This window comes from Corynebacterium singulare (assembly GCF_000833575.1).
In the GTDB taxonomy this organism is placed as follows: domain Bacteria; phylum Actinomycetota; class Actinomycetes; order Mycobacteriales; family Mycobacteriaceae; genus Corynebacterium; species Corynebacterium singulare.
Genome location: NZ_CP010827.1, coordinates 1,497,004 through 1,509,361, shown reverse-complemented (window position 1 = coordinate 1,509,361; position 12,358 = coordinate 1,497,004). Strand labels below are relative to the sequence as shown.

Below are 12,358 nucleotides of genomic sequence, written 5' to 3'. Positions count from 1 at the left end.
GTACCGTTGGTGAAGTGGTCGCGCGAAGGGCGTGAAAATCCTCCGCTGTGGACACCCCACGCATGCGGGAACGCGCGCGTTCTCCGTGGTGTGGGGATGCATAGCGGCGGGAAAGAAGCTGTTCCTTGCTGTGGCCTGCATAGATTATCAAGGTAGTTAGAAAGAAAGGACGATACGATATGGGTATCTTCGATAAGGCAAAGGATGCACTGAACTCCGACAAGGGCGAGCAGGTTTCTGACTCTGCACTGGACAAGGGTGCTGACTTTGCCAAGGGCAAGCTGGGTGAGGACAAGGCGGACAAGATTGACTCCGCTCGCGACCAGCTGGACGAGCGTATTGGCAACCAGGGTGCTGAGGGCAACCAGGGCGCTGAGGGCAACCAGCCCGAGCAGGATGGTCAGGAGCAGTAAAACCTGCTTCCGGCTCGGACGCTAGCTGGGTGGACTAGCTTGGCGTATGAGCTCGCATAGAGGAGCTCCGTCCCCACATTGTTGGGGTCGGAGCTCTTTCTTTGTTGTAAGCATAGAGTGTTCGAATGCTTACTAGGTGAGAAATTAATCCTTATCCTCCGAGTTAGATACTGTGTAAAACCTTTAAACTTGCTAAATGCTGTAGGGTGAAGCGAAATCGAGACGACTCCTAGGTAGGCTATTACCCGTGATTACTTCAGTAGGTGCGGAAAAGGGCAGTCAGCCCTCACGGCAACTCCTCATTGAGCAGGCCGGACGTGTCATCGCCAAGGCCGGCATCGACGCAGTTCGTCTGCGTGACGTTGCCGACCAAGTAGATGTCCCGTTCGCCGAGGCTCAAGAGTATTTTGCTAGTGACGCCGAACTGGTGGAGGCGACAACGGAGACGTTGAATGCAGCTCTGCTGTCCGTAGTTGACATGCACTTCAAGCGCCTTCCGGAGAACGCAACGGCCGTCGATAGGCTTCGTTCCGCGTCAATGTCCTATTTCTCTTTCGCAGTGGAGGATCCAACCTCCTTTGCAGCCTTCACGGCAGTACAGGCTTCCCCTCGCGAGGACCTAACCGCTGAAGTCTTTGCCTCCGAAGGGGGTCGTGCTGACACGTGTCCCATTCTCGAGCTTCTTTATGACCTGACGGATGACGCCGTTAAAGAGGCCGGTGGAAGCAGTGATGCGCACGGCACAATGCTCTTCGCGCTTGCAATCTTCTCGCATCTGCATGGTGTGACTCAGCTAGCTGCCGAAGGTATCCTTCGTTACCTTTCTCCAGCCGCCAAGAAGCAGACCTTCAGCGGTGTTATGGATACCTTTAGTGTTGGTCTTTACCCGTTTCTCCGGGGCGAGCGGCTTGAGCGCACTGCCCCGTTCGGCCTTGTTGGGGAGCAGCCAGAGCCGCTGTTGGCTAAGGCTGTTGATTTCCCGCGTGGCACCGAGGAGGAAAAGCGTACCGCGCTTCTGCGTGGAGCGATCGAAGAATCCCTTGATCACGGTGTTACGGGCCTACACATCGGCGGCGCTGCCACTCGTGCTGGTCTTACCGTTCAAGAGGCGGAGCACCTCATTGAGAGCGATCAAGAGCTTGCGAGTTATCTAGAGCGTTACCTTGACAAGATCAACTACGAGTTTATCTACCGCCAAGTGGCTGCTGTTCCAGAGGGCTCTAAGGCGCTCTCCCTCATCAGGGCAACTGGTTATGGCTATGTCTCCCATGCGTTGGCTGACCCGCAAGGCTTCGAGGCTCTCATCAAGATCGCGTCCGGTCCGATCGTTCCGATGTCCTTTGAGGATGACTTCCTTCCGAACGCAAATAAGGCCGCGGAGGTCCAGCGTGACTTCAGCGAGTTCGGTCAAGCCTTTGGCTTTATTATGTCGCTAGTGCGCCAGGCCATCGATGAGGTTAATGGCCCGCGTGCTCCGTGGGTGCTCTACACTCTCGTGATTTCGGTGTGGGCCGGTGCACACGGCCTGGCCATGCTTGCCACTAAGGGGCCGCTGCGTGGCTATGACACGGACTTCATCTTCGAAATCCTTACGCATTACATGGATATTTGTCTTGGCGGTGTCATGCGCAGCCTCGGCGGCGCAGAGTAACTCTGCGTCGTAGCGTCGTAATGCCGTGTCTCTAGTGATGTAATCTTGGACACTATTTTCCCTACCTTTCCCTTCTGGAAGGTAGGGAATATTTTTTCGACACCATCGCCTTAACTGAAGGTAAATGATCTCACCATTCGTGGAAATCTCCTAGTGGAGGACTTGCCCTTTGCTGTGTGAAATGTTTCTACATATTGAATGTATGCGATGTTAACTAAGTGCTTCTGGTTAGCAGCTAGCGGGTGGTGCCGTTGCTGGGTGGTTTCTCCACTGTAGAAATTAAATTTCATCGGCGGTAGGGTAGCCACCGGTCCGAATTCATTGCGCTTATCGCGTACGGTAAGCAAGCCTTCATCGAGATTTAAGAAAGAACCGCCATGCGCCGCATTCCTTCCCGCATCGTTGCCACTGCTGTGGCCGTCGCCACCTTCTCGTCCGTGATTGTTGCCCCGCAGGCACTCGCGGTGGAGTTGCCTACTGTTTCCGCGTTCGTCCACGAGGACGCAGGCTCCGACACTGTCGATGTCAACGGCACTCTCTTTGATGAGGACGGCAACCTGATTGACTCTAATAACGCTGGCGATATTGCTATCGAGGATATTGAGCGAGAATCCCGCGACAATGATTTCAGCTTCTTCGGCACCGAAAGCACGAAGCCTACGACACTCGCTGAGCTTGAGAGCACCGAGGCCTCTACTGCCGACGTCACCGTAACCGCAGCAGAAAAGAACGGAAAGCTAGTTTGTGAAATCACTGACGCTCCTGGCAAGGAAGGCCAGTTGCTTGAGCGCAAGCTTGACCTAGCAAAGGCATTCTACGACGGCGGCAACAAGCTGCTCCAGACCGTCTGGGAGGTTATCCCAGTCGTTGGCGATCTTATCCCGTCTGATTTCATCAAGAAGATTGGTGCGAGCTCCTGGGAAGGCATTGCCAAACTCGTCCGTAAGGGTGAGGCAGACAAGGCCGTAACGTGGGACCTGGCTCGTGCACAAGGCATGGCCATCGGCCGCATTGACAACGCTGATGCAGAGGTCGATCTCAACAACCCGGATGCTGCGAAGAAGACCGTATCGAACCTCATCAAGTTTGCTGACGGCGCCTTCGGTAAGGGTGTCTCCGTCGTCCTCAAGATCTTCAATGCTGCGGTGACCATCGCTGGACTTTTCCCGGGCGCCAGTGCAGCCAAGGACCTTAAGCTTTCCGACGACCAGCGCGCTGAGATTGAGGAGACTCTCAGCGGCATTTCTGCCTCCGCCTCTGCTCTGGCTGAAGTTAATGCGCCTGCCGGCCAGAAGTGCGCTGACATGCTCAACGGCAAGAAGGTTTCCAATGACAAGCCTGCCACGCCGACCGAGTCGGAACCGGTCAAGCCCAGCGAGTCCGCTCAGCCGACCGACTCTTCCGAACCGTCTGCCTCCGGCAAGCCCACGACCGAGCCGTCTGAGACTCCCTCCGCCGGTGCCGACGGTAAGGACGGCAAGGATGGCGAGCCGGGCCGCGATGGCAAGGACGGTGTCGACGGTAAGGACGGCAAGGATGGCGAGCCGGGCCGCGATGGCAAGGACGGTGTCGACGGTAAGGACGGCAAGGATGGCGAGCCGGGCCGCGATGGCAAGGACGGTGTCGACGGTAAGGACGGCAAAGATGGCGAGCCGGGCCGCGATGGCAAGGACGGCAAAGATGGCGAGCCGGGCCGCGATGGCAAGGACGGCAAAGATGGCGAGCCAGGTCGTGACGGCCGCGACGGTCGTGACGGCCGTGACGGTAAAGATGGCGAGACAGGTCGTGACGGCCGCGATGGTCGTGACGGCCGCGATGGTCGTGACGGCCGCGATGGCAAGGACGGTGTCGACGGCAAAGATGGCGAGTCGGGCCGCGACGGTAAAGATGGCGTTGACGGCAAAGATGGCCGTGATGGTGCGAATGGCATGAACGGTGCCAACGGCGCACCAGGTCGCGATGGTATCAACGGGCAAGATGGTCGCGATGGCCTGAACGGTCTTAACGGCCGTGATGGCGTCGACGGCAAGGACGGTAAGGATGGCAAGGACGCCGATATGTCCTCTATGGTTGGCTATTCCTTCCTCGCGGCCCTTCTTGGCGGCGGCCTCATCGTCTCTGTACTTGGTGCGATGGATTACCTTTACCTGCTGGGCTACCTGCCTAAGGAAGGCATTCCGTGGCGTGCTGGCCGCTAAGGATGCGCTAGCTACTGTGCCAAAGGCTCTGTAAACCCTAGAGCGAGCAATCAAGGCCACCGTCTCCGGCATCTTTGCCGGGCACGGTGGCTTCTTTGTGTTGTTTGCTAACTCGGGAGGTATCGCCTATGGAGGGATGTCGTGGGGTACATCATGTCGCATAATCCGTACGTGGGAGGGGGTGCTGAAGTAAACTCAACCTTACAGAGTAAGGCTCTCTTTCGACGGTGAGGTGATCCACCCAATGTTTGGCAGAATGCTTCGCAACGATGTCCGTCGAAATACCGTGTTGACCTTTGCAGTTACGGCCCTCATGGCGGTCTCGGTCGCGCTGGCGACGGCAAGTGCTGGGCTCATCGCGCAATTGGGCGGGGCAGCCGATGCTTTGCTCGACCAAGCGCGGGCACCACACCTCGTGCAGATGCATGCGGGGGACGTCGATAAGCACAGCATCGACAGATTTGCCCAGGACACCCCTAATGTCACCGACCACCAGATCGTGGAGCTCCTCACACTCAACAGCTCCGACCTTGTCTTCGCTGGTGTGGACCAACGCGATAACGTCCAGCAGAACTCACTCGTTGTTCCGCCGAAGAGTGGGGACCTCTTACTCGATGAGGACAACCAGCCCATTGGAGCGGTAGAGCCCGGCACCGTCATCATGCCCATCATGTACAAGATTGAGGGTTCCCTGCAGGTAGGAGACGTTGTGGAGATCGGCACTGGGCCCGGCGCGCGCTCGTTGACGGTTGTTGGTTTCACGAGGGATTCAATCATGAATCCACCGATTGCCGGTTCCAAGCGTATCGCGGTCAACGACGCGGATTTTATGGATATCGCAAGTAACTATGGCACGCGGGAGTACCTTATCGAGTTCTGGGTGCAGGATCCGGACACCCAGATCCCAACGGTGAGCACCGCATACATGGATGCTGGATTACCGGCCAATGGCCCTACGGTAGACCGCGCGACCTTCCGTATGTTCATTGCAGTGGGCGAGGGGTTTAGTGCCGGAGCGATTATCTTGGCGTCGTTGCTTCTTCTCATCGTGGGGTTGCTCGTTCTGCGCTTGTCGTTTTTGACAACGTTGCGCCACGACGCCAAGGAGATTGGCGTGCTCAGCGCTATTGGCGTACCCACAAGCAGGATCCGGCGGCTGTATTTAGTGAAATACGCTGCGCTAGCTGCCATTGCTGCCGTAGTGGGGTTGGCACTTGGTCTGGGGTTGCTACCCCTGATGACACAGCGGTTATCTGCCTACCAAGGCGTACAACATGGTGGGGCGGGCGTGGCCGGCGCGATGTGTGGCGCGCTGCTGATGTTTGTTCTTACCGTTCTGTTTGTCCTCGTCATGTTGCGCAGGGTGGGACGCACGAGCGCCGTGGAGGCGCTCCGAACAGGAGGCACACAGGAGGTTGGCAGGGGACCGCGCCTTAGCCTCGCTACGGCGAAGCGGACACCGACAAATATTCGTCTGGGCTTTATAGCGCTGCTGCGTGGACTGAGCGCCCATGTCCTTCTCTTCTGTGTTCTGGTGATTTCCACCTTCATCGTCATTGTGCCCACCGCTGCGGCCAACACAGCCAATGATCCGCGGTTCAGCACCTATATGGGCATTGCGCAGGCAGACGTTTACTTCGGCTGGCGTGCAGAATCACCTGCGGATGCGGACATTGCTCACGACATTGACGCCACCCTGCACCACGCCGATTCCGTGGCTCACCACGTCCTCACCACCACGTCCCGTCACGATGTTCTCGTGGTCTCTGGAGAACGCATTAGCATGAACATTGTCAGCGGCGACCACGACACCATGCCCACCGCCTATGTCGAAGGCCGTGCACCACATACCCCTGATGAGATCGCGCTGCCGCTGATGTCCTTGAGCGCAACCGGCTATGAGGTGGGGGAGACGATTCCCGTGGAAGTACGGGGAGAACTGAAACCTCTGACCATCGTTGGTTCATACCAGGACATCACCAACGGTGGTAAGACTGCCAAAGCGCTGCTGGATACAAAGCCTGAAGATGTCACGTGGTACACGGTGTTGGTTGATCTTCAACCTGGCGTTGAGCCTGCGGACGTCCTGGAGGAGTGGTCTCACCGTTGGCCTAAAGCTAATCCCGTCGCCTTGGAGACCATGGCAGAGCAAACCTTCGGACCTGTCGCCCAGTCTCTGCGGACCGTGGCCTTGATTATCCTGGCCACAGCGGCACTGCTTGCGGCTCTGATCACGCTGATGTTCGTGCGTATGCTCATTGCTACCGACTCCACGCCGATTGCCATTCAGCGCGCGTTGGGCAACACCGTCGGCGGTATCCGCACCCAGTACCTCACTCGGACTCTCTCCGTGCTGGCGTGCGCGGTTCCGGTGGGAATGGTGTTGGCCCTTATCGCCGGGGAGGGCGTGTTCAACCTCGGTATGGAACTCATCTTCGGCGGGATGGAGGCAGCTGGCCAAGGCGGCAGCCAAATCCAACTCATGGTCAATCCTTGGCTGGTGTATGGTCTTGTTCCCCTCGTTCTTTCTCTTTCGGTTGCCGCTGCCACGTGGCTGGGTAGCCGCTCCATCAGTCGTACCCATATCACGGAGGTGACAGCACAATGACAACCATTCTGTCCGCCCGCAACGTAACCAAGGCTTTCGGCGATAACACCGTGCTTCACGGAATAAGCGTTGACATTGATGCCGGGGACATGGTGGCCATTACCGGGCCATCTGGGTCAGGAAAGTCCACACTGCTTTATGCGCTCAGTGGAATGGATAGCGTTACCTCGGGGCAGGTTACACTGTGCGGCGAAGACCTCACCCAGCTCAGCCAGAAGGAATTGGCGCGACTGCGACTGACGCACATGGGCTTTGTCTTCCAACAGATCCACCTACTCACTAACCTCAACGTGCTCGACAACATCATTTTTCCTGCCTTCCTTGCCGGCCTTGCGCCGCGGGATGAGCTCGTGGAACGCGCACAAGAACTCATGCAGAACTTGGGCGTAGAATCCTTAGCGCGCCGCGACATCACCGAAGCCTCGGGAGGCCAACTCCAACGAGCCGGCATCTGCCGCGCGTTGATCAACAAACCCCGCATCATCTTCGCTGATGAGCCCACGGGTGCTTTGGACAGTGAGAATAGCCGCCAAGTTATGGACATCTTCCGTGATATCAATGCGGCGGGCACGACGATCGTCATGGTTACTCACGATGAGGACATTGCGTCCTCGAGTCCCCGCCGAGTTCACCTCGTAGACGGGCTCGTAGACTACGACACCCGGACGGACGAACAATAAAACAATGAAAGCTGGTCAGAACTTCTCTGACCAGCCGGAAAGCTGTCGGACTAACAGGATTTGAACCTGCGACCCCTACACCCCCAGTGTAGTGCGCTACCAAACTGCGCCATAGTCCGCCGTCGCACTCATTGGTGCAACTGCTACAGATTACACCAGCGGTATTCGCTTCAACAAATTGCTGTTCAGGCGTGTATTTCGCTCAGCGGTTGGATGGGGCGAGGGCTCTGCCCGAAAGTCCTAGAACTCACCAGCGGAGTACACCCACAGCCCGTCCTGGCGGCGGAAGGAGGAGCGCTCGCGCTGGGAACCTTTCGCCGCGCCCTTGTAAAAGGCCTCAAACTCGACGACTCCAGTGTCATCGAGAGGCCCGCCAGCCACGGTATCGAGGATGTCGAGACGATAGAAGCGTATCCCGGTCTCGGCCAGATCGAGGCGCTCAGGGCGGGTGCGGGGATCCCAGGTGCGCAGCAAATAGTCTTCATCGCCAGTCACAAAGGCGCTGAAACGGGAGCGCATGAGCGCTTCTGCAGAAGGGGCGGGTGCCCCAGCGTGATACCGCGAGCAACACTCGCCAAAAGAGAGGCCAGTTCCACAGGGACAGCGTGCCCCAGGTTCGAGGGGATTGAGGACAATCATCGGCGAGCCTAGGCGGTGGCGGTGACAGTATCGGCCGTCACGACTGTGGTGGTGACGGTGGCATCAAGGAGGGAATCGATGGGGGTGGCCGTGGAGGCGTCGACAAGCGCGGTGCGCTGCTCCGAACTCAACGAGTCCGGAAGGGAGATGGTGCGGGTGAAGGAACTATCTGAGTCCTGCGTGACGGTGACGGTGAGTTCCTCCAGCGCCTGTGCGTCCACCTTCTGCTCCTTGCCCGCAGCCTTGAGCGCCTGGGTTGTGGCGGTGGCGAGCGCGGACATCAGCAGACCTTCGGCAGTAAAGCCCTGTCCCTTGCCACCGCCCTTCTTCGCGCGGTCAGCGGTCACGGCACGGTCGTTGCTGCGCACGACAACGCCCATGCGTGTGCCCACGGCGGGGACGGCCACAGCAGTGTCCGCATCGACCGGTTCAGGGAGGTTCTCTGGCACGATGTACTGCTCCGCCCAGGCGCCGATCAGGTCAGCGGCGCGTGCGGCGGCGCCCTGCTTCGTCACGAGGTGGTCTGCCTTATCCAAGGCCACAAGGGACTTGGGGTAGCGCGTGGTGAGGAAGATGTTCTGGGCGTTATCAATACCCACGGTCTGATCGATGGGGGAGTGCAGCAACAACAGCGGCTTGCGCAGGCGTGGCAGGTACGCTTCCGGGTTGGTCTCCGCGAGGTCCTCGAGGAAGTGGCGAGAAATGATGAGCGCGCGACCACCTAGGGTCACTTCAACTTCACCGTTGGCGTCGACTTCACCAATCTTGTCGGCATAGTGAAGAACCGAGTGCGCTGGGTCGAACGGTGCGCCAATCGTGGCCACGGCCTTGAGTGAACGGATGTCATTCGCGGCGGCGAGAGAAGCCGCGCCACCCAGAGAGTGACCCATGAGCAGCTGCGGGGCGGAGTAATTCTGGGTGAGCCACTCGGCAGCAGCCTGGATGTCCGCAACATTCTGGCTGAAGTTCGTCTCCCCAAAGTTGCCTTCAGACTGGCCTAGGCCGGGGAAGTCGAAGCGCAGGGTAGCGATACCAAAATTGGTGAGTTGCTTACTTACGCGGGCAGCACCCGGGGTGTGGCGGGAGCCGGCGAAGCAGTGGGCGAAGATGGCGAAGGCTTGCGGCGGCGTGTCGGGGAAGTCGATGGTTCCGGCCATCGCGGTGCCGGTGCTGGAGGGGAGCGTCACGTTCACGGATTGCATGCTCATAAGGATATAAGGGCAAGTGCGCGCCGGCGAACCGGGGTTGACTAAAGTCGAAGGGAGATGTGTAGGCCGCACAGAAAGGTGAGGAGTGCTCATGGGCGCATTCGATTGGTTCTGGAAGGCGATGGGCGCGCAGTCCGAGCGCAACAACAAGAAATCTAAGGCTGTGGTGGCAGCCGCGGATTCGGCTGTGGAGGATGTTGCTGCGCTGGATGATGCCGCTGTGGCCGACGCCGCCCGCTCTTGTGTGAAAGATGGCGCCATTGCGGACAAGTCCCGCTTCCTCGCGGCACTTGCCGTTGCGAGTGAGCGCAAGTTGGGGATGCGCCCCTTCAACGTGCAGTCGCAGGCAGTCCTGCGTTTGCTGGAGGGCGATGTCATCCAGATGGCCACCGGAGAAGGCAAGACGCTCGTGGGAGCCATGGCAGCAACGGGTTTTGCTCTGACTGGCAAGCGCGTGCACCTGGTGACAGTGAACAATTATCTTGCTGCGCGTGACGCTGAGTGGATGCGCCCGCTCGTCGAGTTCTTCGGACTTACCGTGGCTTCCGTGACGGAAAAGCTCGGACCAGAAGAGCGCCGGGCGGCTTATCAAGCGGACATTATTTATGCCCCGGTCAATGAACTGGGCTTTGACGTGTTGCGCGATAACCAAATCACCTCGCGTGAGCAAACGGTCCAAGCCCGCGCAGATGTAGCGCTTGTGGACGAGGCCGACTCCGTCCTCGTTGATGAAGCCCTCGTGCCGCTAGTTCTCGCTGGAAACCGGCCGGGCGAAGAATCGACGGGCCACATCACCAATGTGGTCTCCCGACTACGCGAAGAACACGATTACGTCATTGCGGAGGATGGGCGCACGGTTGCGCTCACGGATGAGGGCGCGGCGCGGGTTGAGCGCGAGCTGGGGCTGGACTCCTTGTACTCCGAGGAGAACATCGGAACGGTGCTGGTCAAGGTTAACCTGGCACTGCATGCTAAGGCCCTGCTCATCCGGGATATTCACTACATCATTACGGACGGCAAGCTGCAGCTTATCGACGCCTCCCGCGGCCGCGTTGCCGACCTCCAGCGCTGGCCCGATGGCCTCCAAGCAGCCGTGGAAGCCAATGAGGGCCTTGAGGTTTCCGAGGGCGGTCGCATCCTTGACACCATTACCCTCCAGGAACTGATGCGCCGCTACCCGCTGGTGTGTGGCATGACGGGTACGGCGGTGGAGGCCACCGACCAGTTACGTCAGTTCTATGACCTGCACGTCTCCGTCATTGATCGCAACCAGGAGCTGCAGCGCTTCGATGAGGCTGACCGTATCTATGCAACGGTGGACGATAAGTCGAAGGCCATCGTCGAAGAGATCGCCGCCATTAACGCCACCGGACAGCCGGTTCTCGTGGGTACCCACGATGTGGCTGAGTCAGAAGATTTGGCCGATGCCCTGCGGGAACGGGGGATTACGGTCAACGTCCTCAACGCCAAGAACGACGAGGACGAAGCCCGCATCGTGGCCGAAGCCGGCGATGTGGGACGGGTGACCGTGTCTACCCAGATGGCAGGTCGTGGTACCGATATCAAGCTTGGCGGCGCGGATGAAGCAGATCGTGATGCTGTCGTGGAAAAGGGTGGTCTAGCTGTTCTGGGAACTTCGCGTCACCGTTCCTCCCGCCTAGACAATCAGCTGCGCGGCCGCGCGGGCCGCCAAGGAGACCCTGGCATGTCGGTATTCTTCGTGTCCCTTGAGGATGACGTCGTACAGCAGGGTGGCGAGGATGAATCCCTGTCGGCGCGCCCCAATGCCGATGGACTCATTGAGTCCAAGCGAGTCAGCGACTTTGTGGCACATTGCCAACGCGTGACCGAGGGCCAGTTGCTTGAGATTCATGCCCAGACCTGGAAGTACAACCAGCTGCTCGCAGACCAACGCGTCATCATTGATGAGCGTCGCGCGAAGCTTCTCGATACTGCCCAGGCTTGGGAGGAGCTCGCGGAGCGTGCGCCTGAACGAGCCGCCGAGCTTGGCGATGTCCCTGCCGCCGCCCGCGAACGCGCCGCCCGCGAAATCATGCTTTATCACTTGGATCTAGCCTGGGCAGATCATCTTGAGCTCATGGACGATGTCCGCGAGTCCATCCACTTGCGCGCGATCGCCCGCGAGACTCCCATCGATGAGTATCACCGCATTGCTGTGCGCGAGTTTAAGGATTTGGCGCAGCGCGCAGTGGATGATGCCGTCGATACATTCAAGAGCGTTGTCATCGATGCCGAAGGTGCGCATCTGGAAGACCACGGTTTGTCCCGCCCGAGTGCGACGTGGACCTACATGGTGTCTGATAATCCGCTGTCAGGGGGCGGAAATTCGGTGCTCAAGGGTATAGGTAACATCTTCCGCTAATGTAAATTACAGCGAGGCGGCTCGCGCGGGCAGCGGAGTCGCTAATATAGATTAGGTCAACATCGATCCGACCCTTCGGAGGTAAAAATGAGCGAGAACACCGGAACGCCGGAACCGCAGGCAGAGACTACTTCTGTCTTCCGCGCCGATCTTCTCAAGGAGATGGAAAACGGCACCGCGGCGAGCTCCGACGATTCCGTCGCTGGCGCTGAAAACCTGGCTGAGGGCCAGGCGCTGCTCGTCGTGAAGCGCGGCCCCAACGCTGGTGCGCGTTTCCTGCTGGATCAGCCCACCACCACCGCGGGACGCCACCCAGAGGCAGACATCTTCCTCGATGACGTCACCGTCTCCCGCCGCCACGCTGAGTTCCGTGCCAACGATGGTCAGTTCGAGGTCGTCGACGTCGGATCCCTCAATGGCACCTACGTTAACCGCGAGCCACGTAACGCACAGGTCCTCGAGGTCGGTGACGAGATTCAGATCGGTAAGTTCCGTCTGGTCTTCATCGCCGCCAAGTAAGTTCCAACCGGCGGGGCGGGGATAGTTGTCTCTGCCTCGCTGTGTTCTCAAGACCGTGT

Annotated in this window: 9 protein-coding genes and 1 tRNA gene; 7 read left to right on the top strand and 3 right to left on the bottom strand. The window is 58.9% G+C overall.

The features are described from left to right. Positions 1-179: 179 nt before the first annotated feature. The 5 genes from CSING_RS07015 (at position 180) to CSING_RS06995 (ending at position 7,550) form a co-directional block, all read left to right on the top strand. Entirely contained in the window at positions 180-413 is a 234-nt protein-coding gene (locus CSING_RS07015; protein WP_042530940.1) for an antitoxin, read from the top strand. 247 nt (positions 414-660) lie between these two features. Further along, positions 661-2,064: a WHG domain-containing protein gene (locus CSING_RS07010; protein ID WP_042530938.1), complete on the top strand. Its 1,404-nt coding sequence runs from the start codon at positions 661-663 to the stop codon at positions 2,062-2,064. A gap of 377 nt (positions 2,065-2,441) precedes the next feature. Next, the gene (locus CSING_RS07005; protein ID WP_042530936.1) at positions 2,442-4,262 is read left to right on the top strand and encodes a collagen-like protein; all 1,821 of its coding nucleotides are present in this window, start codon (positions 2,442-2,444) and stop codon (positions 4,260-4,262) included. Positions 4,263-4,518: 256 nt separating this feature from the next. Further along, entirely contained in the window at positions 4,519-6,870 is a 2,352-nt protein-coding gene (locus tag CSING_RS07000; RefSeq protein WP_042530934.1) for an FtsX-like permease family protein, read from the top strand. Beyond that, positions 6,867-7,550 (top strand): ABC transporter ATP-binding protein, encoded by a 684-nt coding sequence (locus CSING_RS06995; RefSeq protein ID WP_052471395.1) that lies wholly within the window; start codon positions 6,867-6,869, stop codon positions 7,548-7,550. The genes CSING_RS07000 and CSING_RS06995 overlap by 4 nt, the downstream gene beginning before the upstream one ends. A gap of 45 nt (positions 7,551-7,595) precedes the next feature. Here CSING_RS06995 and CSING_RS06990 read toward each other — a convergent pair. From CSING_RS06990 to CSING_RS06980, 3 genes are all read right to left on the bottom strand, one after another. Next, positions 7,596-7,669: transfer RNA gene (locus tag CSING_RS06990), tRNA-Pro, on the bottom strand. A gap of 121 nt (positions 7,670-7,790) precedes the next feature. Then, positions 7,791-8,189: a YchJ family protein gene (locus CSING_RS06985; RefSeq protein ID WP_042530932.1), complete on the bottom strand. Its 399-nt coding sequence runs from the start codon at positions 8,187-8,189 to the stop codon at positions 7,791-7,793. An 8-nt stretch (positions 8,190-8,197) separates the two neighbouring features. Further along, positions 8,198-9,391 (bottom strand): bifunctional alpha/beta hydrolase/OsmC family protein, encoded by a 1,194-nt coding sequence (locus CSING_RS06980; protein ID WP_201773937.1) that lies wholly within the window; start codon positions 9,389-9,391, stop codon positions 8,198-8,200. A gap of 97 nt (positions 9,392-9,488) precedes the next feature. Between CSING_RS06980 and secA2 the strand changes: the two genes are divergently transcribed. Both secA2 and odhI read left to right on the top strand, forming a co-directional pair. Then, positions 9,489-11,780, top strand: a complete 2,292-nt coding sequence (gene secA2, locus CSING_RS06975; RefSeq protein ID WP_042530928.1) for an accessory Sec system translocase SecA2 — start codon at positions 9,489-9,491, stop codon at positions 11,778-11,780. An 87-nt stretch (positions 11,781-11,867) separates the two neighbouring features. Continuing rightward, a complete protein-coding gene (odhI, locus tag CSING_RS06970) occupies positions 11,868-12,299 on the top strand; it encodes an oxoglutarate dehydrogenase inhibitor Odhl (RefSeq protein WP_042530926.1) in 432 nt (143 codons plus the stop codon). Positions 12,300-12,358 lie beyond the last annotated feature (59 nt).

Excerpts from the sequence above, each read along its gene's own strand:
- CSING_RS07000 (WP_042530934.1), top strand. The coding sequence starts at position 4,519 with ATGCTTCGCAACGATGTCCGTCGAAATACCGTGTTGACCTTTGCAGTT.
- secA2 (WP_042530928.1), top strand. The coding sequence starts at position 9,489 with ATGGGCGCATTCGATTGGTTCTGGAAGGCGATGGGCGCGCAGTCCGAG.
- CSING_RS06980 (WP_201773937.1), bottom strand. The coding sequence starts at position 9,391 with ATGCAATCCGTGAACGTGACGCTCCCCTCCAGCACCGGCACCGCGATG.
- CSING_RS06985 (WP_042530932.1), bottom strand. The coding sequence starts at position 8,189 with ATGATTGTCCTCAATCCCCTCGAACCTGGGGCACGCTGTCCCTGTGGA.
- CSING_RS07005 (WP_042530936.1), top strand. The coding sequence starts at position 2,442 with ATGCGCCGCATTCCTTCCCGCATCGTTGCCACTGCTGTGGCCGTCGCC.
- odhI (WP_042530926.1), top strand. The coding sequence starts at position 11,868 with ATGAGCGAGAACACCGGAACGCCGGAACCGCAGGCAGAGACTACTTCT.
- CSING_RS06995 (WP_052471395.1), top strand. The coding sequence starts at position 6,867 with ATGACAACCATTCTGTCCGCCCGCAACGTAACCAAGGCTTTCGGCGAT.
- CSING_RS07015 (WP_042530940.1), top strand. The coding sequence starts at position 180 with ATGGGTATCTTCGATAAGGCAAAGGATGCACTGAACTCCGACAAGGGC.